The 21,637-nt window shown below is 45.6% G+C and carries 21 protein-coding genes and 1 pseudogene; 8 read left to right on the top strand and 14 right to left on the bottom strand.

Annotation, left to right across the window (positions count from 1 at the left end):
- Positions 1-31 precede the first annotated feature (31 nt).
- The 10 genes from MHH79_RS07065 to proG form a co-directional block, all read right to left on the bottom strand.
- On the bottom strand, positions 32-1,021 hold the full coding sequence (locus MHH79_RS07065; RefSeq protein WP_015483140.1) for an oligopeptide/dipeptide ABC transporter ATP-binding protein: 990 nt from the start codon (positions 1,019-1,021) through the stop codon (positions 32-34).
- A gap of 12 nt (positions 1,022-1,033) precedes the next feature.
- Complete coding sequence (gene eepC, locus MHH79_RS07060) at positions 1,034-1,924, bottom strand: gamma-D-glutamyl-L-lysine dipeptidyl-peptidase (RefSeq protein WP_015383461.1); 891 nt, start codon at positions 1,922-1,924, stop codon at positions 1,034-1,036.
- Positions 1,921-3,021, bottom strand: coding sequence for an L-Ala-D/L-Glu epimerase (gene ykfB / locus MHH79_RS07055; protein ID WP_251187009.1), 1,101 nt, complete (start codon positions 3,019-3,021; stop codon positions 1,921-1,923). The genes eepC and ykfB overlap by 4 nt, the downstream gene beginning before the upstream one ends.
- Positions 3,018-3,977 carry an LD-carboxypeptidase gene (locus tag MHH79_RS07050; protein WP_181218972.1) on the bottom strand — a complete coding sequence of 320 codons (960 nt, stop codon included), beginning with the start codon at positions 3,975-3,977 and terminating at the stop codon, positions 3,018-3,020. Before MHH79_RS07050 ends, ykfB begins: the two co-directional genes overlap by 4 nt.
- Positions 3,978-4,064: 87 nt before the next feature.
- Positions 4,065-5,714, bottom strand: coding sequence for a dipeptide ABC transporter substrate-binding protein DppE (dppE, locus tag MHH79_RS07045; RefSeq protein ID WP_072174130.1), 1,650 nt, complete (start codon positions 5,712-5,714; stop codon positions 4,065-4,067).
- A 2-nt stretch (positions 5,715-5,716) separates the two neighbouring features.
- Complete coding sequence (gene dppD, locus MHH79_RS07040; protein ID WP_015715751.1) at positions 5,717-6,724, bottom strand: dipeptide ABC transporter ATP-binding subunit DppD; 1,008 nt, start codon at positions 6,722-6,724, stop codon at positions 5,717-5,719.
- A 4-nt stretch (positions 6,725-6,728) separates the two neighbouring features.
- A complete protein-coding gene (dppC, locus tag MHH79_RS07035) occupies positions 6,729-7,691 on the bottom strand; it encodes a dipeptide ABC transporter permease DppC (protein WP_181218967.1) in 963 nt (320 codons plus the stop codon).
- Positions 7,692-7,696: 5 nt separating this feature from the next.
- Positions 7,697-8,623, bottom strand: coding sequence for a dipeptide ABC transporter permease DppB (gene dppB / locus MHH79_RS07030; RefSeq protein ID WP_003245446.1), 927 nt, complete (start codon positions 8,621-8,623; stop codon positions 7,697-7,699).
- A gap of 16 nt (positions 8,624-8,639) precedes the next feature.
- Positions 8,640-9,464: a D-aminopeptidase DppA gene (gene dppA, locus MHH79_RS07025; protein ID WP_340035070.1), complete on the bottom strand. Its 825-nt coding sequence runs from the start codon at positions 9,462-9,464 to the stop codon at positions 8,640-8,642.
- A gap of 128 nt (positions 9,465-9,592) precedes the next feature.
- Positions 9,593-10,411, bottom strand: coding sequence for a pyrroline-5-carboxylate reductase ProG (proG, locus tag MHH79_RS07020; protein WP_015483138.1), 819 nt, complete (start codon positions 10,409-10,411; stop codon positions 9,593-9,595).
- A gap of 168 nt (positions 10,412-10,579) precedes the next feature.
- Here proG and htrA point away from each other — a divergent pair, with 168 nt between their 5' ends.
- Both htrA and MHH79_RS07010 read left to right on the top strand, forming a co-directional pair.
- On the top strand, positions 10,580-11,938 hold the full coding sequence (gene htrA / locus MHH79_RS07015) for a serine protease HtrA (protein ID WP_340035152.1): 1,359 nt from the start codon (positions 10,580-10,582) through the stop codon (positions 11,936-11,938).
- 156 nt (positions 11,939-12,094) lie between these two features.
- On the top strand, positions 12,095-12,271 hold the full coding sequence (locus MHH79_RS07010) for a hypothetical protein (RefSeq protein WP_340035069.1): 177 nt from the start codon (positions 12,095-12,097) through the stop codon (positions 12,269-12,271).
- Between the two features lie 183 nt (positions 12,272-12,454).
- Here MHH79_RS07010 and MHH79_RS07005 read toward each other — a convergent pair whose 3' ends face one another.
- The 4 genes and pseudogenes from MHH79_RS07005 to MHH79_RS06990 form a co-directional block, all read right to left on the bottom strand.
- Positions 12,455-13,426 (bottom strand): glycosyltransferase family 2 protein, encoded by a 972-nt coding sequence (locus MHH79_RS07005; protein ID WP_251218351.1) that lies wholly within the window; start codon positions 13,424-13,426, stop codon positions 12,455-12,457.
- Between the two features lie 11 nt (positions 13,427-13,437).
- The gene (locus MHH79_RS07000; RefSeq protein WP_251218350.1) at positions 13,438-15,579 is read right to left on the bottom strand and encodes a glycosyltransferase family 39 protein; all 2,142 of its coding nucleotides are present in this window, start codon (positions 15,577-15,579) and stop codon (positions 13,438-13,440) included.
- A gap of 7 nt (positions 15,580-15,586) precedes the next feature.
- A pseudogene (locus MHH79_RS06995) lies at positions 15,587-15,694 on the bottom strand (hypothetical protein); the annotation flags it as partial.
- A gap of 100 nt (positions 15,695-15,794) precedes the next feature.
- Complete coding sequence (locus MHH79_RS06990) at positions 15,795-16,745, bottom strand: ring-cleaving dioxygenase (RefSeq protein ID WP_340035068.1); 951 nt, start codon at positions 16,743-16,745, stop codon at positions 15,795-15,797.
- Positions 16,746-17,133: 388 nt separating this feature from the next.
- Between MHH79_RS06990 and steT the strand changes: the two genes are divergently transcribed.
- The 6 genes from steT to spoIISC all read left to right on the top strand — a co-directional run bounded on the left by steT (position 17,134) and on the right by spoIISC (position 21,606).
- Positions 17,134-18,450 carry a serine/threonine exchanger gene (steT, locus tag MHH79_RS06985; protein ID WP_041850924.1) on the top strand — a complete coding sequence of 439 codons (1,317 nt, stop codon included), beginning with the start codon at positions 17,134-17,136 and terminating at the stop codon, positions 18,448-18,450.
- 275 nt (positions 18,451-18,725) lie between these two features.
- Positions 18,726-19,343: a DUF47 domain-containing protein gene (locus MHH79_RS06980; RefSeq protein WP_003218470.1), complete on the top strand. Its 618-nt coding sequence runs from the start codon at positions 18,726-18,728 to the stop codon at positions 19,341-19,343.
- Positions 19,344-19,355: 12 nt separating this feature from the next.
- Positions 19,356-20,357 carry an inorganic phosphate transporter gene (locus tag MHH79_RS06975; RefSeq protein ID WP_340035067.1) on the top strand — a complete coding sequence of 334 codons (1,002 nt, stop codon included), beginning with the start codon at positions 19,356-19,358 and terminating at the stop codon, positions 20,355-20,357.
- 109 nt (positions 20,358-20,466) lie between these two features.
- Positions 20,467-21,213, top strand: a complete 747-nt coding sequence (spoIISA, locus tag MHH79_RS06970; RefSeq protein WP_047182497.1) for a toxin-antitoxin-antitoxin system toxin SpoIISA — start codon at positions 20,467-20,469, stop codon at positions 21,211-21,213.
- On the top strand, positions 21,213-21,383 hold the full coding sequence (gene spoIISB / locus MHH79_RS06965) for a three component toxin-antitoxin-antitoxin system antitoxin SpoIISB (protein WP_003232646.1): 171 nt from the start codon (positions 21,213-21,215) through the stop codon (positions 21,381-21,383). Before spoIISA ends, spoIISB begins: the two co-directional genes overlap by 1 nt.
- A gap of 85 nt (positions 21,384-21,468) precedes the next feature.
- Positions 21,469-21,606, top strand: coding sequence for a three component toxin-antitoxin-antitoxin system antitoxin SpoIISC (spoIISC, locus tag MHH79_RS06960; RefSeq protein WP_003232648.1), 138 nt, complete (start codon positions 21,469-21,471; stop codon positions 21,604-21,606).
- Positions 21,607-21,637 lie beyond the last annotated feature (31 nt).

Here is a 21,637-nt window from a genome sequence, read left to right as displayed (position 1 = left end):
GGCTCTAGTAAAAAGGAGCCACTCTTTTTATTTATCTCACTTTTTCCTTCGTTTCAGCATTTCGATACAAATGGCAAGCGACAAAACGGCCGGGTTCGATTTCTTGAAGCTGGGGACGAGATTCCCCACATTCAGGCATCGCCTCCGGACAGCGGGTCCGAAACACGCAGCCGCTTGGCGGATTGACCGGGCTCGGCAGCTCTCCTTTCAAGAGAATACGCTCACGCTTGTCCTCCAATTCAGGATCTGGAATCGGAATCGAGGATAAAAGCGCCTTTGTATAGGGATGGAGCGGTTCACGATACAAGGTGCCGCTCTCTGTAATTTCCATCATGTGTCCTAAGTACATAACACCGATCCTGTCACTGATATGCTTCACCATCGAAAGATCATGGGCAATGAATAAAAACGTAAGCCCTTTCTCTTTTTGAAGCCGCTTCAGCAGGTTGACCACCTGTGCCTGGACTGAGACATCAAGAGCAGAAATCGGTTCGTCCGCCACGATAAATTCAGGATTCAGCGACAGTGCTCTCGCAATCCCGATTCTTTGCCTTTGCCCGCCGCTGAATTCATGCGGATAACGGCTGCCAAAATCGGGATGAAGCCCAACTGCCTCAAGCAGCTCGTCTACGACGAGAAGCCGCGCTTTATGGGTATTGTAGAGATTGTGAATCTCCATCGGCTCCAAAATAATTTCTCGAACGGTCATGCGCGGGTTCAATGAAGCATAAGGGTCCTGAAAAATCATCTGCAGTTTGCGGTTGAAGGCAAACTGCTCTTTTTCACTCAGTGCATGAAGATTTGTGCCGCGGTATGTCACGCTTCCTTCTGTCGGCTGATAAAGGCGCATCAGCACTCTCCCCAAGGTTGATTTCCCGCACCCTGATTCCCCGACTAGCCCGAACGTTTCTCCTTCATGAATCTGAAAGGTGACCCCGTCGACGGCTTTGACTGTCCGCTTTTTCCCTGCGTCAAAATGCATTTTCAGCTGGCTGACCTCTAACAAAGGCAGTCGCCTCATTTGTCTCCCTCCTTATTCTGAAAAACAGCGGCGCACCGCACATAATTCTTTTTCATAGATTGTCTCTTTTAATGTGAGGATTTCGATTGACTTCCCTGTCTTTGGAGAATGCAGCATTTTCCCGCCGCCAACGGAGAGACCGACGTGATGAATCGCTCCTTTTCCTTCCTCATAAGCAAAAAACAGCAGATCACCAGCCTTCATATCATCAAGCAGGACATCCTCCCCCGCCTTAGCCTGATCTCCCGCATCACGGGGGATGCTGTATCCATTCGCCTTAAATATACTGTACATAAAACCGGAGCAATCAAACCCAAACCCGCTGATTCCTCCCCATAGGTAGGGAAGTCCGAGAAAAAAAGCTCCCGTTTGAATGATGTCTTCAGCAGTCCCTTTCTGTTCGCTGACAGGCACTGCATCACTTTGCTTCACAAACCTTTCTCCCAAAACAGTCGAAACCTTAAAATATCCGTTTTCTTTTGCAATGAAGGGGAGAACCGTCAAAAAGCTTAATTCGATCTCCTTTTCCCCATTGCTTCTGTACAAAAAGGCAGCAGGTTTGCTGATCATCACATCGTGTTGTGTATGGATGGGCTTTGTTTTTTCCAGCTGGTTCTTTTTCATCCAGCCTGGGTATCCGCGTGGATCCTTTCGGGATGGCTGGCTAGGCACGATCACAGAAACCCATTCCCCCTGTTCCGCTGTCACAAGTACCTTTTCGCCAAAGAGAACCTGAGTTTGGATTACATTGTCTGTACATAATCTAAGCCGTTCATCATACGTCATGCGCTTCAGCCAGTCTCTGATCATTACAGTCGGTTGAAGCATGAATTGATCAGACGGACGCGGTGAATCAGGCGCTGTCCAGATGTTGGCCACTGCTGATATGACAGTGTGCATCATTGCTCTTTTTCCCCTTTCAAAAGCGCAGCCCCGGTGATTCCGAGACCCGGTTTGCCAGGCATCGAAATCGTGCTGCCGCTATATGTTATGCCGCCTTTGAATACATCTGTTTTCAGCATCAGCGGCGCGTCAAAATCAAAGCGTGTGATGTTTCTCTTGCTTGCCGCAAAATGCGCCGCGGCCGTAATGCCCAGCTTCGTTTCGATCATGCTGCCGACCATACACTCCACCCCGCAGGCCTCCGCCATGGCATTAATTTTCTCTGCTCCGCTGATGCCGCCCGCTTTCATCAATTTAATATTGATCAAGTCTGCGCTCCGGGTTTGCAGAACTTCGAACGCCTGGCGCGGTGTAAAAACACTTTCATCAGCCATAATCGGCGTATCTGTTGCATCTGTCACCTTTTTAAGCCCAGCGAGATCATCTTTATGGACAGGCTGCTCGACAAGCTCAATGCCTAGACCCGCATCCTCCATTTTCCGAATGGCAGTTACCGCTTCCTTCGGCGTCCACCCCTGATTAGCGTCTAAACGCAGTTTCACAGCTGATCCGACACGTTTTCTGATTTCCTGGATACGGGCGATATCTGTTGCAATATCATCTTTTCCGACCTTTATTTTGAGCGTTTGAAAGCCTTGTTTGAGATAATTTTCGGCATCAGCTGCCATCTCTTCAGGTGAGTTGACACTGACGGTATAGTCTGTTTCCAGCGTATCTCGGTATCCGCCAAGCATTTGATAAAGCGGCAGCCCGCACATCTGCGCCCAGCCGTCGTATAGCGCCATCTCTACAGCAGCCTTCGCGCTCATATTTCCTGTAAGAAGATGCTGGATGTCGTGCAGAATGGCCTCACAGCCGGACAGGCTTTTTCCAAGCAATGCCGGTTTCAACACATGGTGAATGGCACTTTCAATGCTATCCATGCTGTCTCCTGTAATCACTAACGTCGGGGGTGCTTCTCCCCATCCGACTGCACCGCTGTCATAAGTAATCCTTACTATGACTGATTCAGCCGTATACACAGTGCGAAGTGCGGTTTTAAACGGCTTTGTCAGTGGAACGGCGATTCGGCTTGTTTCGATTCGAATGATTTTCATGTCTTCAGCGCCCCTTCTGAAACGCCCGCCTCTATTACGACTGTTTTTTCTGCTGTATTCATAGCAGCTTTCGCACCGATCGGAACGGCAATACTTGGCGAGCAGTGGCCGATTTTAAATCCTCTCAGAGCAGGCCTGCCCGCAGAAATAATATAGTCTTCCAGCACCTGCTCAAGTGAGAGAGACTTCTCTCGCTTCACCGGGACACAATTGTGAAAATCACAAACTAGAATTCCCGCCGCGTCCGTCAGCTTCCCCGCCATTTTCAGCTGATTCAGCATCCGGTCGATTTGATAAGGCTCCTCATCAATATCTTCAATAAACAGAAGCTTTCCTCTCGTATCAATTTCAAATCGCGTGCCCAGTGTAGACGTCAGCAAAGACAGATTCCCCCCGACAAGCTCGCCTTCCGCTTTGCCGGGAACAAGCGCGGTCAGCGGAGAAAGCTCTTCTGTATAGGTGAATTCCGTCTCCTGGAAGAGCTGCTTATATGACGCTTTTGTCAGCGGGTGAACGTCGTCAAGGCCAATATCCGAGCTGAGCATCGGGCCATGGAAGGTGACAAGACCTGTGTTTTGATGAATGGCAGTATGTAAAAACGTAATATCGCTGTATCCCCAAAAAATTTTAGGGTGTTTGCGGATCAAGCTGAAATCAATGCCGGCGGCGATACGTCCTGTCCCAAAACCCCCGCATGCGCACAACACCGCTTTTACCTCCTCGTCTCTGAACATCTCATGGAGATCCGCCAGCCGCTCATCATCCTGTCCCGCTAAATAGCCGTGCTGATTTTTCAGCGCCTTGCCCAACTTCACCTGAAGACCGAGCTCTTCTAAAAATAAAAGCGCGGTGTCAAGCTTTTTTGGATCCGGCGGACTTGCGGGCGCGATCACTCCGACTGTATCACCCTTTTTCAGCGCTTTCGGCTTGTAATTCAACGAAAACACTCCTTTCATTTGCTCTGCACCCTACGTATACGTGCAAGAAAGAGAAAAAATACCGCTCCTTCGCATAAAGAAGCAGTATTTCCTCAATCACCGCCATCAGTTTTTATCTGCCCATTTTAAATCGATATAGCCGACAGGGTGACGGACAATTCCCTTTACTTGTTCATTTTGCAGGTGAACCTGATTATAAAAATAAACCGGAATGATCGGCGCTTCATTGATGAGCAGCTCTTCAGCTTGATGCATAAGAGAGAACCGTGTTTTTTCATCGGCTTCATTTTTCGCCTGTTTGATCAGCTGATCGTATTCTTTATTGGCCCAGCCTGTGCGGTTCATCGAATTTCCCGTTTGAAAGGCTTCCAGAAAACTGATAGGGTCCGCGTAATCAGGCAAAAATGAGCTTTGAGAGAATTGGAACTTCAGCGCTTTTTGATCCTCCAAAAATACGTTCCATTCCATATTGGCCAACTTCACATCGACTCCGAGGCTATTTTTCAATTTTTGCTGGATAGCTTCGGCAATCTTTTTATGCTCCGGCTTTGTGCTGTAAGTAAGCGTGATCGCAGGAAGCTTATTATAGTTTTCTTCCTTCATGCCCTTTTCGAGCAGCTGCTTCGCTTTGCTTTCGTTAGGCTTGATCAGGTCTCCGCCTGCTTCACGGAAATCTTTGCCGTCAGGCTGCGTAAACCCAGGCGATACAAAGGCACGCGCCGGTTTTTCATTATTTTTCGTGACGTACTTTACAATTTCCTCTTGATCCACAGCCATCGCAAAGGCTTTTCTGATGTTTTCATTTTGAAACGGCTCCATGTTGACATTAAATCGATAGAAATAGAGACCCGCCTGGTCAACAATATTGACGTTATCCTGATCAAGCAGCTGATCACTCAGCTCAGCAGGGACATAAGCGGTATCAAGTTCCCCTGATTGAAACATCTGGTAATCTGTATTTCTGTCACTGACCATCGCCCATTTCACCTTATCAAGCTTCACTGTATCTTTATCCCAATACGTGTCGCTTTTCTCCATTGTGATGCTGTCATCATGCTTCCATTCCGTCAGCTTAAACGGGCCGTTTCCGACAAATGTATCCGCCTCAGCAAACCACTTTGGATTGTCTTTATCGACCTTTTCATTTACCGGAAAATACGCAGGATTGGACACAACGCTCAGAAAATATTTTTGCGGTGCTTCCAGTGTAACTTCAAGGGTTCGATCATCCTTTGCCGTCACCTTCACATCATCTTTTTTCCCTTTCCCGCTGTTATATGCTTCGCCGCCTTCAATAAAATAACCTAGGAATGCCGATGAAGCGCCTTTTTTCGGATCAAGCATCCGCTTCCACGCGTATTCGAAGTCTCCGGCTGTTACAGGATCTCCGTTTGTCCATTTCGCATTTTCCCGAATCGTAAATGTGTAAGTTTTATTATCTTTCGAAACAGACCACTTCTCCGCCATTGCCGGCTCGGGCTCATGATCTTTGCCAAGACGCGTCAGCCCCTCCATGATGTTATTTAACGGCTGCCATGACACATTATTAAAGCCGATCGGCGGATCGAATGAAGTCGGTTCATTTTCATTATTTACATACAGCACCTTTTCTCCGCTGGTTTTTGCCTTATCATGACTGCCTTCTTTTCCGGCCTGTTCATTTGCTGTGCACCCCATCAGCGCAAACGAAAGTCCTAATGCAAGACCCATGCCCCATAGCTTTTTCACTCGTTTCATCCTCTTCCCCCTTTTCATGTTCAATCCTTCGCATCCCCTGACAGCACCGCATGCTCTGCTCGTTGATCCTGCAGCCAGCAGTTGACGGTGTGCGAGTCAGATCTGATCGTCTGGCCCGGGTACACCCTGTCACACACAACCATCCTGTTCGGACAGCGGGCGGCAAACGGGCAGCCCGGCGGAGGCGAAAATAAATCCGGCGGCGTTCCGTCGATTGGGATCAGCTCAGCGCCATCTAAATCCAGCCGCGGAACAGAAGCCAGCAGTCCTTTTGTATAAGGGTGCTGCGGCTGATAAAAAATATCTTTTCTCGTGCCGATTTCCGCGATTTTCCCGGCATACATGACTGCGACTCTGTCAGCTACCTGGGCAACGACCCCTAAATCATGTGTAATCAGAATGACAGACACATTCGTTTTTCTCTGAATCTCTTTAAACAGCTCTAAAATCTGTGCCTGAATGGTTACATCCAGGGCGGTGGTCGGTTCATCCGCAATTAAGATGTCAGGCTCGCAAATCAGCGCCATCGCAATGACAATCCGCTGTCTCATGCCGCCGCTGAATTGGTGGGGATATTGCTTTAGGCGCTCTTCGGGATCTGGAATACCAACCAATGACAGCATGGAAAGCACCTCTTTCCGTGCCGCTTTTTTGCTCATTTTTTTGTGGCGCAATAGCGCTTCCCCCAGCTGGTCGCCGACAGTCAGCGTAGGGTTTAACGCCGTCATCGGGTCTTGAAAAATCATAGAAATGTCGGCTCCCCTGATACCTCTCATTTCTTTGTCAGAGAGACGGCAAAGGTCTTTGTTTTTAAATAGAATGCTGCCGTCTGTCACCTTCGCCGAATAAGGCGGAAGCAGGCCCATGATGCTTTGGGAGGTAACGCTTTTGCCGCAGCCGGATTCGCCGACGATCGCAAAGGTTTCTCCTTGATACAAATCAAAGCTCACCCCTCTGACCGCCTGAACCGTCCCGCCGTAAGTCGTAAAAGACACGTGCAGATTTTGGACTGACAGAACTTTTTCCATACAGCTACCTCCTCAGCTTAGGGTCAAGCGCATCCTGCAAACCGTCCCCCAGCACATTAAACGCGTACATCGTCAGAGATATGAAAAAGGCCGGAAAAAACAGGCGCCACCAATGCCCAGATAAAATCGTAGGCAGGCCGTCATTCGCCATCACGCCCCAGCTTGCAAACGGGGCCTGTATGCCGAGGCCGAGAAAGCTTAAAAATGATTCTGCGAATATGGCGGCAGGTACGGTTAATGTCATTTGTACGATGATCGCTCCCATAGTATTCGGCAGCAAATTCTTTCGGATGATGCGAAAGGTTTTCGCGCCAAAGGTTTTCGAGGCGAGTACATATTCATAATTTTTAATCTGAAGCACCTGGCCTCTTACAATTCTCGCCATGCCGACCCACCCGGTCACAGTCAGCGCCACAATAATAGTGCCCAGTCCCGGTCCCATGAGCACCATCAGCAAAATGACAACAAGCAGGTACGGCAGGCCGTACAGCACTTCGATAATCCGCATCATAATGCTGTCAATCCTGCCGCCTTTATAGCCGGCAACGCCTCCGTAAATGACACCGATCAAAAAATCAATAAGTGCTGCCATCACGCCGACAAACAACGAGATTCTCGCGCCATACCATGTTCGGGTAAACACATCCCGGCCGAGTTCATCGGTGCCGAACCAATGATCGGCTGAGGGCGGAAGATTTTGTTCTGTCAGCGATTGTCGTACGACACTATGGGGCGATAAAAAGGGCCCGATAACTGCCATGACAAAAAGAAATAAAAGAATAAAGAGTCCGGCCATCGCTAATTTATTTTTCTTCAGCCTCCTCCAGGCATCCTGCGTGTATGACAAACTCGGCCGCTTGACCGAATCGGCTTCCCGATTTTTTTCCTGATTCGAGACAAACCACTCATCAGGCACCTGATTGTGCTGTTCTAGCTGGCGTTCATCCGTTTGTACAGGGAGATTCACACACTTCACCCTTTCTTATGCAGTTTAATGCGCGGGTCTAAGAGACCGTAGGCCAAATCGACCAAAAACAGCATGATAATCAGAATGACGCTGTAAAAAACGGTCGTTCCCATAATCACGGGATAGTCCCGCTGATTAATGCTTTCAACAAAATATTTTCCCATTCCCGGAATGGCAAAGATTTTTTCAATGACAAAACTTCCTGTTAAGATGCTGGCGACGAGTGTGCCCAGGACGGTAATGACGGGCATGAGTGCATTTCTGAGTGCGTGTTTTACAATAATTTTGAACGGAGAAAGCCCTTTTGCTTTTGCTGTGCGGATATAATCCTGTGTCAGAACTTCGACCATGCTCGACCGTGTCAGCCTGGCAATGATCGCCATTGGCCCTACAGCAAGCGCTGCGGTCGGAAGCACCATATGAATCGGGCTCGTCCATGTGGCAGCAGGAAATAGTTTGAGATTGACAGCAAATTGCTGAATGAGCAATGTTGCCAGAATAAAATTCGGGATGGAGATGCCGAGTACTGCAAGACTCATCGCGGCGTAGTCCAAAAAGCCATTGCGGCGGAGTGCAGCGATTACGCCCAGCACCAGCCCAGAAATCACAGCAATGACAATCGCTGTCATCCCAAGCTCAAAGGAAACGGGAAATCCGCGTTCCAGCATATCATTTACACTGTCCGACGGTTTTTTAATTGAAGGTCCGAAATCGAATGTAATGATGGATTTTAAGTAGAAAATGTATTGGAAAATGAGAGGATCGTCTAAGTGATAGTAGGCTTCGAGATTTTTTTGAACGGCTTCATTTGTGCCTCTCTCCTCGTTAAAAGGAGATCCGGGAATGACCTTCATGAGAACAAAAGTCAGGGTGGTAATCACCAAAATCGTAGCTGCCATTGCCCAAAAACGCTTTATCATGTATCGCGCCAAAGCCTAAAACACCCCTTTAGCAGAATGATGTCCGCATCGCAAGCTCAGTCATGACAAGCATCGCCTGATAGGCTTCAAGCATGTCCTTCGCCTGAAATTGAACGGTTGTAGTTCCCGTCTTGATTTCCGTTCCCGGCATCAGATTCGCCCATTCTGCTTGGCCATAATTGGCGAATTCAATGCTCAGAACCGGCCTGTCAGGCGGTGTGAGCGGCTTGACTTTGTCCTTGTTTTGCAGGGCAAACGCGGTTTTTTCTGTCAACAGCCGTCCGGCTTTCGCAGGGGACAAGCACTTCACTGCGGATCTTGAAATGGTTTGTTTGACTGCGGCTGTCGTCACGTTCGGGATAAGCTCTTCTGCTTCCTTCGCCGCCCGGTCATCCCCGGCAACCATTAATACCGGGACATCATAATAACCGGCAACGTATGCATTTAATCCAAGCTCACCGACAGACCGATCGTTTATGTAAAAATGACGGACGCCGAAAATCATGCTGTGTGACATGACACCGGGAGTCGAGGCTCTCGCATGATAACCGAGAAACAAAGCGCCTGTAAACGTATCATCCAGTCCCTCCACCATTGAAAATGGTTTGACGTCACCAGAAATCAAGTCTGCTTCAGGGTGAAGCTTTTCAACCATCAGATTATTCATCTTCGAATGACTGTCATTGACCAGCACCTCGGTACACCCGCTGTTAAATGCTTCAGCAATACAGTAGTTTGCTTCTTCAGTCATGATAAGCCGTCCGCGTTCATAATTCCGCTTGCCGGAATCCACAAAGGTATCGTCCGGAAGACCCGAAATACCTTCCATATCTACTGACATGTACAATTTCATAACGCTCCTCCTTTTTTACTAAATTATGAATATTCTAACAGATTATATTAAAAAAAGAGGAAAAATGCAATATAACTGGGGAAAATCTCAACCACTCAGTGATAAAAAAAGAATCCTTTTTCAAGGATTCATGTCTGTTTACCAACCAGTTCTGTAAGCAGTTCATATTTTTTCAGGGTTCTTTCAAACACCTCATCAAAAACGTCCGGCACAGAGGCACGTATCACCTCAGCTCCCTCTCCCGTTATTCCGCCTTTGGTTGCGACACGTTCCAGCGTCTCCTCGAAAGACATATTTTTTTCGATCAGCAGCTTGCCAGTTCCGTATAGCGAATGAATCAGAAAATCAAAGGCTTCTTCTTTGGACAGGCTGCTGTTTCTGACGGCAGACAGTGCCAGCTCTTCAAAGATTGCCGCTATGAATCCCGGTGCCGAGCTCGTTAAATTGCTGGCCGCATCTAAATTCGATTCTTTGATTTCTCGTACACGGCTGAAAACCGATAACAATTCATTCAGATGCTCTTTCTTCTCTGCAGCCAGTGCTTCACTGTGAACGACAAGTGAGATGCCAGCTTCTGCTTCGGACGTAATGGCAGGAATAACACGTGAGATACCCGCTTCTGTTTCTGCCTCCAAAAGACGCAGCGGCACACCGGCAGCTATGGATACGATGTGAGTATTTCTGTTCACATACGGGTGCAGACGGCGCATTGTTTCGATGACATGGAGCGGCGGGACGCATATCAAAATCAATTGGCACGTATTTGCCCAATTCTCCAACGGATCAGCCGATACGTTTGGATAATCTGACATGAGTGCCCGCAGCCGCTCCCCCTTCGTTCTCGTCTCAATAAATAGCTCATTCTCTTTTATTTGTTCATGTTTCAACAGCTGTCTGGCGATCATATCCGCCATGCTGCCATATCCAATCAATCCAATCTGTTCCATCGACTCAGTCCTTTCATATACAATATGAAGTGTACCGTTTTCCGCACTTTTTCACAATTTCCCATAATCTTTTCATTTTTATCCCACAGTTTTTGTTTATGATAAACTCAAGTCATAAACCTATCAATATAAATAGACATGTGAAAATAGAGAAACGGAGTGAACATGATGGATAACTATCGTGATGAAAACAGAACGAAAGGTAATGAGAATGAGGTCTTTTTAACGAAAGAGAACGATCAGAGCGCCTCCTACTCGGCCCGCAATGTCATTCATGATCAGGAGAAGAAAAAACGAGGATTCGGATGGTTCAGACCGTTGCTTGGCGGAGTGATCGGCGGCAGTCTTGCCCTTGGCATCTATACGTTTACACCGCTTGGCGACCATGATTCTCAGGACACTGCAAAACAATCATCCAGCCAGCAGCAAACGCAATCTGTTACAGCAACAAGCACCTCCTCTGAATCTAAAAAAAGCTCATCAAGCTCAAGCAGCTCATCTGCATTCAAGAGCGAGGACTCTTCTAAAATCTCAGATATGGTAGAAGACCTTTCACCAGCGATTGTCGGTATTACAAATCTTCAGGCACAATCAAACAGCTCTTTGTTCGGCTCTAGTTCTTCTGATTCCAGCGAAGATACAGAAAGCGGTTCAGGGTCAGGTGTCATTTTCAAAAAAGAGAATGGCAAGGCTTATATCATTACAAATAACCACGTCGTAGAAGGGGCATCATCACTGAAGGTATCTTTATATGACGGCACTGAGGTTACTGCAAAGCTGGTAGGCAGTGACTCGTTAACTGATTTAGCCGTCCTCCAAATCAGTGATGACCACGTCACAAAAGTGGCAAACTTCGGTGATTCATCTGATCTCAGAACAGGCGAGACCGTTATTGCGATTGGGGATCCGCTTGGAAAAGATCTGTCCCGCACAGTAACACAAGGAATTGTAAGCGGCGTGGACAGAACGGTTTCAATGACTACATCAGCCGGCGAAACGAGCATTAACGTCATTCAGACAGACGCAGCAATTAATCCAGGTAACAGCGGCGGTCCTTTGTTAAATACAGACGGCAAAATTGTCGGCATTAACAGTATGAAAATCAGTGAGGATGATGTTGAGGGTATCGGATTTGCCATTCCAAGCAATGACGTAAAACCGATTGCTGAAGAACTGCTGTCAAAAGGTCAAATTGAACGTCCATATATCGGTGTCAGCATGCTTGATCTGGAACAAGTGCCGCAAAATTACCAAGAAGGCACACTCGGCCTGTTCGGCAGCCAGCTGAATAAAGGTGTTTACATCCGTGAAGTCGCTTCAGGCTCTCCTGCTGAAAGGGCCGGATTAAAAGCAGAGGATATTATCATCGGCCTAAAAGGTAAAGAAATTGATACAGGCAGTGAATTGCGCAATATCTTATATAAAGACGCAAAGATCGGTGATACCGTTGAAGTGAAAATTCTCAGAAACGGCAAAGAAATGACGAAAAAAATTAAACTTGATCAAAAAGAAGAGAAAACTTCGTAAGACATAATGCCTCAGGCCGCAAAAGCGGTCTGAGGCTTTTTATTAGATAAAAGACCTAATTGTTCTATGAAACTTTCTGACGAGATATCCGTATATCATACAGATTGACATCATTCTCATCAGATGCTAGAAACATCGTTGCTAGGAGGCATGAACATGAAAACCTTGGGACTGAGTATGATCTGCGCAGGATTGGCTTTTCTTTTGCTGAGCTTTCTTCTCTCTGAATCGACGTTGATGTGGGGAATTGTATTGGGTACCAGTATTCTATTAAACATAACTGGTACGGCTCTAATCATGCGTTTCTTAAAAGCCCCCCAATATAACAGCTGACATGCAGCAAAGCCGATGACGAAATCTTTAAGTTTTGCTGTTTTTATTTCGGCATGACTGAACCGCAGTACAAGCTCACAATCTCTTCTTTACCCAATTTCCATATATCTATCAGCATCTTTTGCTTTAGATCGGGCTCAGAGCATAAAAACCCCCTGTCCGTTACGGACAGGGGGTTTGAGGTTATGACATATGCTGGTCTCTATAGAGTCTTTTATTTTCAATTCCATACGATTTTTGGACGATGTAAAGCGGCCTGTCTTTGGCTTCATCGTAGATTCTGCCGATATATTCGCCGATCACGCCCAAAATCAGAAGGACAATGCCGCTGAACAGGAGCTGGATCACAATAAGTGATGACCAGCCGGTAATCGTGCTGTCTGTGAATAGCTTCAGATACAGCACGATAAACATATACAGAAATCCAGCACCTGACATTAAAATCCCCGCATAGCTTGCCAGCTTCAGCGGTTTATGTGAAAATGTCGTGATGCCGTCCATTGACAGCTTCAGCATTTTCTTGAGCGGGTACTTTGTTTCTCCGGCGAGCCTTTCATCACGTACATACTCGACCGCTGTCTGTTTGAAACCCACCCAGCTGACTAGCCCTCTGACAAATGGATTTTTTTCTTTTAATCTCTTCATTTCATCACAGACTTTTCTGTCCATGAGACGAAAATCCCCCGTATCAATCGGGATATCAATATCTGTCATACCGCTGAGAAGCCGGTAAAACATAGCCGCGGTTTGTTTTTTGAAAAAGGTTTCCCCTTTTCGTTTAGTCCGCACGGCGTACACGACCTCATAGCCTTCCTTCCACTTTTCAATCATATCTAAAATCAGTTCAGGAGGGTCCTGCAAATCGGCGTCAATGACGACGATTGCATTCCCCTGTGCATAATCCATACCCGCCGTAATGGCGATCTGGTGTCCAAAATTCCTTGAAAGATCAATAATTTTCACTTTCGGATCGATCAGGCTGTGCTCTCTTAAAATCTCAATACTGCGGTCTTTGCTGCCATCGTTGACAAAAAGCAGCTCGTAGTTTTCCTTCGTTTGATCCATGACCTCTTTTAAGCGCTGATAGGTTTCATGAATGACAAGCTCTTCATTATACACAGGTACAACAATTGAATATTGAATATGTCTGCTCATGTTTTTGCCTCCTATTCATCAGCATGTAGTTCGTATAATGTTGCTGACTGATTCATTCCGCCAGGTCCCCCCATTTTGCCGTTTTTATCTGAAGCCTTGCTGCTTGATGTATCAGCTGAATCAGTATGTTCTGTTTTTTGCTCAGAACTTGATTGCCATTTTTCTGATGCTACTTCTTTTCCATTTTTCTCAACCCATTCAACAATGTCATTGTTTCCGCCTCTTCCCATTCCAGAAGCCAAGAAGTATTTCACTTTTCCTTCTTTTACAAGCTTTTTGAATTGAGTCAGTGTGATCGCCGGGTCAGAACCGCTGAATCCGCCAATAGCCATGACAGCTTTTTTCGTTTTAATGATATATGGCGCCGCTGTGTTCGAATCGGTTGTGGCGAATAGGTATTCAGCTCCGGAGTTATTCTTTTCCAGATATTTGATCAGTTTTTCATTTACAGCGGCATCAGACATTCCCATGCCTTTTCCGCTCATTGATGCGAGCTGAGGGCCTGTTTCAGGCTGTGAGCTGTTGCCTCCGTACAGAAGCGGTGTACTTGCCCAATAAATCGGCATCACCAGCAATGCGAGGAGAGCTGCAATTGAAACATAATAACTGAACGGTTTTTGGCGCTGTTTAAACAGCAGCAAAACAATCGCTGACAACACGCCGATAACACCTACACCGATGCTCCAGCCTGCACCGATTTGATCGTTGTAGTTTCTGAGAATAAACAATTCAAATCCAGTTGTCGCAATAATTGATCCCGGCAAAAGCCATGCTTTCCAGCCTGTCTGATTGCGATACAGATGAACAAGGGCAACCCATCCCGCACCGACAAGAGCCGCAATCGGCGGTGCCAGCATGATGAGATAATAATGATGGAAAAATTCTGCGACACTGAAGAATCCAGCAATCGGTACAAGCCACGCAACCCAGAACACCGTTTCCTTCTGCTCTGCAGATAATCTTCTTCTTTCTCTCGCGCCTGCGATCAGTAAGCCTGTGATTCCAAATATCGCAAATGGCAGAAGCCAGCTGATTTGATCAGATAACTCTTGTTGGAAAAGCCGCAGTGGACCAGGTGTTCCCGTTCCAAACATCCCTGAACCTGATTGCATTTTCGAACCGGTTCCTGTACCGCCTTTCCCGCCGGGTCCGCCTTGGCCGCCATCTCCGCCGCTTGGAGGGCCTCCTTGGCCGCCGCTTGGCATTTGGCCATTGGATGGAGGCGCCGCCATATTGCCATTTGAAGATTTGTCATCATTTGATGAGCTGCTGCTTGATGACTGATTAGGCGGTGCTTGAGTGTTATCAGAAGAAGACATTTCTTTTGAAGCGTCTTTGTTTGGCGCACCCTGGCCGCCGCCTGAATTTTGGCCTGTCAGCCGCTGGATTCCGTTATAGCCAAAAGCCAATTCCAAAACAGAGTTGGTTTGGCTGCTTCCGATATAAGGCCGCTTGCTTGCAGGGATATTGTCGACAATGAGCGGCCACGATAACGAAACGGCTGCTAATACGGCTAACGCACTTACCAGCGAAATGATTTTTTTCTTCACCGCGGCATTTGCCGCAATCAAATAGAACAATAGGAAGGCCGGTAAAATCATGTAAGCCTGAAGCATTTTTGTATTGAAACCTACTCCAACAACGAAAAACGCCGCTAACAGCCAGATCATTTTTCCTTTTCTGATCGCTTTAAAGAGAAGCCATGTAGCCAGCAATAAGAAAAATACAAGTAATGCATCAACATTGTTTGTACGTGCCACAGCTACAGCTATCGGCGTACATGCCATAACAAATGAGGCAATGCGCGCCGCCGTTTTTCCGAATGTCGGTTTTATCAGCAAGTACATCAGAAGGACTGAACCTATACCCGCCAATGCCTGAGGCAGAATGACGCTCCACCCGTGCATACCGAATATCAGTGCGCTGATCGTTTGGATTTGGTATGTAACAGGCGGTTTATCCACTGTTATAAAGCCGGCAGCATCGAACGAAGCATAAAAGAAATTATGAAAGCTTTGCATCATACTTGTGACTGCAGCGGTGTAATAAGGATTCACCGTATCATCATTCCAGATGTTATAGATATTTAAGAATGCAGATGCGAGCAAAATGAGGATGAGGAAAATATCCAGCTCGCGTTTTTTCTTTTCCACGTGTTTTTCACTCCTTTTTGTCTAACTTGGAAATAGTGTAACAAGCAAATATGAATAAACTATTAATAAACAAAGACAATATTTTTGCCGAGGTCATTTCATGCCAATCATCCATTTCCCTTAACCGGAATCGATACTTCCTTCCCATTGAGCGATGCTGCTTCAGCAAAATAAAAAAGCCTTCCGGCATACCGGAAGGCAAACGAATTACAATTTTATTGGATCGGTTTCAATTTTGCTTCAATTTCAGCTCTTCGATGCTCAAGATACGGCGGAAGAGCGATCGTTTGGCCAAGCTCATCAAGATTTTCATCTACCATAAAGCCCGGTCCGTCCGTTGATAACTCGAACAAAATGCCGTTCGGTTCTCTGAAATACAGCGCCTTGAAAAAGTAGCGCTCCACAATGCCGGAATTGCTAAAGCCTTCCCGGCTGATGATCCGGTGCCACCCGGCAAGTTCTTCTTCATCTCTTACCCGAAATGCGACGTGGTGAACACTCCCTTTGCCTTGACGCTCGCGCGGAAGATCGTTTCTTTCTATTAAATGGATTTCCGCTGCAGCACCGCCTTCTCCTGATTCCAGAATAACGGCAGTTCCTTGCCCTTCGACTGGTTCACGGCTGATTTCTGTAAATCCAAGAATATTCGTCAATACGTGTAAGGTTGGTTCAGCATATGGCACAGTCAGTTCAACCGGTCCTAACCCGCGAAACGAAAATTCTTCCGGAATGCCGCTCTGTTTAACAGGCAGGCCATATCCTTTTCCTTCTTCATCAGCAGTCAGCACAAGTCGCTGCCCTTCATGATCTTGAAATGCCAATATGTCACGTCCGGCCCTTTTGGAGATGCCGCTGTGCGTTACTTGCTGCTCTTCAAAACGTTCTTTCCAGTAATGCAGGGCTTCTGTGCTTGGAACGCGCAATCCAATAGAAGAAATACTGTTTGTTCCCGCATGAAACGGTGCAATGCGGGGAATCTCGAAAAACGTCAGCTCAGTTCCCGGGTTTGCCACTTCATCTCCGTAGAATAGATGGTACATTGTCGGTTCATCCTGATTGACGGATTTTTTGACGAGCTTTAATCCTAATACTTTCTTATAGAAATCCAAGTTTTTTTGTGCATCGGCCGTTAATGCCGATACGTGGTGAATGCCGTTAACTTTCATATGCTGTCCCTCCAGGTTATTTTATCTCGATTTCGAGATATCATATCATAATTGTATATTTATTGTTCTAATAACAAAGTATTTTATTCGCATGAGAAAGTCAACATATCAGCTTCACCGAAGGTTCGTTCATTTTCTAAATTCTCACCTCCCCTCTGTACCAGCTAAAATCCTAATACAGAAAATACGAACTTTGTAAATGAAAATCATGAATTTTATTCGTTTATAGATCGTTAAAACAGGTATTTCCACAGTTTTATCTGCTGTACCTAAAGCAAATTTCGAAAATCAGAAAATTTATTTTATTTCACTTTTCTAAAATAGGGTTTACAATATGAAAAAATAGATTCTTCAACATGAAGCTTCAACATCATAGGAGGTTAAGGACATGCATACTGAAGACAACGGTTTGAAAAAAGAGATAGGCCTCTTGTTTGCCCTTACTCTTGTCATCGGAACCATTATCGGTTCTGGTGTTTTTATGAAGCCCGGCGCTGTGCTTGCTTATTCAGGTGATTCAAAAACGGCGCTATTCGCCTGGCTGTTAGGCGGTATTTTAACATTGGCGGGCGGTTTGACAATCGCGGAAATCGGAACGCAGATTCCAAAAACCGGCGGGCTTTATACGTACCTTGAAGAAGTGTACGGTGAGTTTTGGGGATTTTTGTGCGGCTGGGTGCAGATTATCATTTACGGCCCGGCGATTATTGGCGCGCTGGGTTTATATTTTGGATCTTTAATGGCGAATCTTTTCGGCTGGGGATCTGGACTATCAAAAGTCATTGGAATTATAGCAGTTCTCTTTTTATGCGTCATTAATATTATCGGTACAAAATACGGCGGTTTTGTCCAAACGCTGACAACGATTGGAAAACTGATTCCGATTGCCTGCATCATCATCTTTGGCCTTTGGAAAGGCGATCAGCACATCTTCACAGCAGTAAACGAAAGCATTTCCGATATGAACTTCGGGGCGGCTATTTTAGCTACATTGTTTGCTTATGACGGTTGGATTCTCCTTGCCGCTCTCGGCGGAGAAATGAAAAATCCCGAAAAGCTGCTGCCACGCGCTATGACGGGCGGATTATTAATTGTAACGGCGATCTATATTTTCATTAATTTTGCATTGCTTCACATCCTGTCAGCGAACGAAATTGTCACGCTTGGTGAAAATGCGACAAGCACCGCTGCAACCATGCTGTTCGGTTCAATTGGCGGAAAGCTGATCAGTGTAGGGATTATCGTCAGCATCTTTGGGTGCTTAAATGGAAAGGTGCTTTCTTTCCCGCGTGTTTCATTTGCAATGGCGGAACGCAAACAGCTTCCATTTGCTGAAAAACTGTCACATGTACACCCGTCGTTCCGTACACCATGGATTGCGATTTCTTTTCAAATTGCTTTGGCTTTGATTATGATGCTGATCAGCAACCCTGATAAGCTCTCAGAAATCTCTATTTTCATGATCTACATTTTTTATGTGATGGCCTTTTTTGCAGTGTTTATTCTCCGCAAGCGAGCAAAGGGAGAAAAGCGCGCCTACAGTGTTCCGCTTTATCCATTTATGCCAATTCTGGCAATCGCGGGCTCCTTCTTTGTGTTAGGCAGCACACTCATTACAGATACAATGAGCTGCGGATTATCCATCCTCATCGGCCTTGCCGGACTGCCTGTTTATTACGGGATGAAAAAACGAAAAGCAAGCTGATAAAACGGTTCCCTTGTTTAGGGAACCGTTTTTTGGTGAAACAGAAGATAAAAGTTGACAGGAAAAACACAACTTTTGATATACTTTTTACGTTAAGCAGAAAGTTTTTGCAAACTTGGGTCGTTTTTTTAAAGCGAAGTAGGTCAAAATAAGGAGACACGATTTATCAAAAAAGTCAAGATACGTTTTTTTCGACTTTACCTGTTTTTTTTCGACAAAAGGCTATATAATAATTTGATGTGTGCATTGTTCATTCAAACTATGGAGGGTTTTTAATGATAAGAAGAAAAAAAGATAAGTTCTCACTCCTTTTAACAGAAATTGCAAAGAACATAGACGAAACTGCAGAATATTTTGTGAATTTTAAGGTCACTAACCAAACCACTCTTAAAGAATTTGCAGATACGTTAAAGGAATATGAAACAAAAGGTGACAATCATGTTCATGTCATGATTAAAGAGCTTAACAAAGCGTTCATCACTCCTATTGAGCGCGAAGATATCCTTCAGCTGACAAACAGCTTGGATGATGTGCTTGACGGAATCGAACATTTCTCTGCCATGATGGAGATTTTCTCAATTACTTCATCAGACGAGCATATCGATAAATTCAGCGGATACATCAGAGAATGTGCGAAAGAGATTTTGATTACGATCGAGCTGCTGGCAGAAAATCGCTTAAAGGATATTCAGCCTCACGCAATCAAAATTAAAGAGTATGAGCACAGCTGTGACAACTTGCACAGAAAATCATTAAAGAATCTTTTCGGAAATGAAACAGACCCAATTAAAGTCATTCAATATCGTGAAATTTACGAAACGCTTGAAGAAATCGCCGACTCTTGTCAAAGTGTTGCCAATAATCTTGAAACCATCATTATGAAAAACGCGTAACGAGGGGTAAAAATGGATATTCTATTAATATTAACGATACTAATAGTCATTTGTGCTCTGGCGTTTGATTTCATCAATGGGTTTCATGATACGGCAAACGCAATTGCGACTTCAGTATCAACAAAAGCGTTGAAACCGCGCCATGCCATTATATTGGCGGCTGTGATGAACTTTGTCGGAGCAATGACGTTTACAGGTGTTGCCAAAACCATTACGAAAGACATCGTAGATCCTTATACGCTGGAAAATGGCTCTGTTGTAATTTTGGCTGCGCTACTCGCTGCAATTGCCTGGAACCTTATCACATGGTACTACGGTATCCCAAGCAGCTCATCCCATGCCATCATCGGCGCTATTGCCGGTGCGGCAGTAGCGGCAGCCGGATTTGCAGCGTTAAACTATAAGGGCTTCATTAAAATCATTGAAGCACTGATCCTATCACCAATTATTGCCTTTGTCCTTGGTTTTATTCTATATAGCATCGTTAAGCTGATTTTCAAAGACAGCAACTTGGCGAAAACGAATAAGCAATTCCGCAGAGTGCAGATTGTAACAGCTGCCCTGCAATCGTATACACACGGAACAAACGATGCGCAAAAAGCAATGGGAATTATCACAATGGCTCTCATCACAGCGAATTTACATACTTCTGCTAATGATATTCCTACCTGGGTGCAATTCGCCTGCGCGACAGCCATGGGTCTCGGAACATCAATCGGCGGCTGGAAAATCATCAAAACCGTTGGCGGAAAGATCATGAAAATCCGCCCGGTAAACGGTGTTTCCGCTGACTTAACCGGAGCAGCCATTATTTTCGGCGCCACGTTTATTCATTTGCCGGTCAGTACAACCCACGTCATTTCATCATCAATTCTTGGCGTCGGTGCGTCACACCGGGTAAAAGGCGTAAACTGGGGTACGGCCAAGCGAATGCTCATTACATGGGTCATCACGCTTCCGATTTCAGCGACACTTGGTGCCATCGCCTACTTTATTTTAAATATGATATTTTAATGTCACACCGCTTCTGTCAAAGGAGCGGTTTTTTTGATGGAACAGGAAAACCATCCGGATCTCTCGAATACAATAAGCAGAACCTATTTCAGATGTGAGGGATTCGAATATGGTTTTATTCTTTCAGATCATGGTCTGGTGCATCGTGGCCGGACTGGGGTTATACGTGTATGCCACGTGGCGTTTCGAAGCGAAGGTCAAAGAAAAAATCTCCGCCATCCGGAAAACTTGGTATTTGCTGTTTGTTCTGGGCGCTATGGTATACTGGACATATGAGCCCACTTCCCTATTTACCCACTGGGAACGGTATCTCATTGTCGCAGTCAGTTTTGCTTTGATCGATGCTTTTATCTTCTTAAGTGCATACGTCAAAAAACTGGCCGGCAGCGAGCTTGAAACAGACACAAGAGAAATTCTTGAAGAAAACAACGAAATGCTCCACATGTATCTCAATCGGCTGAAAACATACCAATACCTATTGAAAAACGAACCGATCCATGTTTATTATGGAAGTATAGATGCTTATGCTGAAGGTATTGATAAGCTGCTGAAAACCTATGCTGATAAAATGAACTTAACGGCTTCTCTTTGCCACTATTCGACACAGGCTGATAAAGACCGGTTAACCGAGCATATGGATGATCCGGCAGATGTACAAACACGGCTCGATCGAAAGGATGTTTATTACGACCAATACGGAAAAGTGGTTCTCATCCCTTTTACCATCGAGACACAGAACTATGTCATCAAGCTGACGTCTGACAGCATTGTCACAGAATTTGATTATTTGCTATTTACGTCATTAACGAGCATATATGATTTGGTGCTGCCAATTGAGGAGGAAGGTGAAGGATAATGGAACGTGCGTTTCAAAACAGATGCGAGCCCAGAGCGGCGAAGCCGTTTAAAATCCTGAAAAAACGTTCAACCACCAGTGTCGCAAGCTATCAAGTCAGTCCGCATACAGCAAGAATCTTCAAAGAAAACGAACGGCTGATTGACGAGTATAAACGAAAAAAAGCATGATCACACTAAAAGGACAAGGGAAAACAGCTCTTGTCCTTATTCCTTTTCTTAAAGGGTTACATATAATAAATACAAACAGAGGATAATGTCAGGTGATACAGTGAAAAAATTGGTGAGGCGTGTGAAGTTTGTTGATTACGGAAGGTTTGGGCTTTCCGGGTACTCGCTTCGGGTGAGGGAGCGCAGTGCTGGAATTATTAAAAAGTTGAAGAAGAAAAAATAAATCCCGGAGCAGCTCCGGGATTTTTATGGTC

This window comes from Bacillus sp. FSL K6-0993 (assembly GCF_037977205.1).
Classification (GTDB): Bacteria; Bacillota; Bacilli; order Bacillales; family Bacillaceae; genus Bacillus; species Bacillus subtilis.
The sequence above is the reverse complement of the archived record's forward strand: the minus strand, read 5'-3'. Positions and strand labels throughout refer to the sequence as shown.

Coding starts and splice junctions, on each gene's coding strand:
- proG (WP_015483138.1), bottom strand. CDS start 10,411: ATGGAACAGATTGGATTGATTGGATATGGCAGCATGGCGGATATGATC.
- MHH79_RS06975 (WP_340035067.1), top strand. CDS start 19,356: ATGGATATTCTATTAATATTAACGATACTAATAGTCATTTGTGCTCTG.
- spoIISA (WP_047182497.1), top strand. CDS start 20,467: ATGGTTTTATTCTTTCAGATCATGGTCTGGTGCATCGTGGCCGGACTG.
- MHH79_RS07010 (WP_340035069.1), top strand. CDS start 12,095: ATGAAAACCTTGGGACTGAGTATGATCTGCGCAGGATTGGCTTTTCTT.
- MHH79_RS06980 (WP_003218470.1), top strand. CDS start 18,726: ATGATAAGAAGAAAAAAAGATAAGTTCTCACTCCTTTTAACAGAAATT.
- spoIISC (WP_003232648.1), top strand. CDS start 21,469: ATGTCAGGTGATACAGTGAAAAAATTGGTGAGGCGTGTGAAGTTTGTT.
- htrA (WP_340035152.1), top strand. CDS start 10,580: ATGGATAACTATCGTGATGAAAACAGAACGAAAGGTAATGAGAATGAG.
- eepC (WP_015383461.1), bottom strand. CDS start 1,924: ATGATGCACACTGTCATATCAGCAGTGGCCAACATCTGGACAGCGCCT.
- MHH79_RS07005 (WP_251218351.1), bottom strand. CDS start 13,426: ATGAGCAGACATATTCAATATTCAATTGTTGTACCTGTGTATAATGAA.
- MHH79_RS06990 (WP_340035068.1), bottom strand. CDS start 16,745: ATGAAAGTTAACGGCATTCACCACGTATCGGCATTAACGGCCGATGCA.
- MHH79_RS07065 (WP_015483140.1), bottom strand. CDS start 1,021: ATGAGGCGACTGCCTTTGTTAGAGGTCAGCCAGCTGAAAATGCATTTT.
- steT (WP_041850924.1), top strand. CDS start 17,134: ATGCATACTGAAGACAACGGTTTGAAAAAAGAGATAGGCCTCTTGTTT.
- dppE (WP_072174130.1), bottom strand. CDS start 5,714: ATGAAAAGGGGGAAGAGGATGAAACGAGTGAAAAAGCTATGGGGCATG.
- dppA (WP_340035070.1), bottom strand. CDS start 9,464: ATGAAATTGTACATGTCAGTAGATATGGAAGGTATTTCGGGTCTTCCG.
- ykfB (WP_251187009.1), bottom strand. CDS start 3,021: ATGAAAATCATTCGAATCGAAACAAGCCGAATCGCCGTTCCACTGACA.
- dppD (WP_015715751.1), bottom strand. CDS start 6,724: ATGGAAAAAGTTCTGTCAGTCCAAAATCTGCACGTGTCTTTTACGACT.
- spoIISB (WP_003232646.1), top strand. CDS start 21,213: ATGGAACGTGCGTTTCAAAACAGATGCGAGCCCAGAGCGGCGAAGCCG.
- MHH79_RS07050 (WP_181218972.1), bottom strand. CDS start 3,977: ATGAAAGGAGTGTTTTCGTTGAATTACAAGCCGAAAGCGCTGAAAAAG.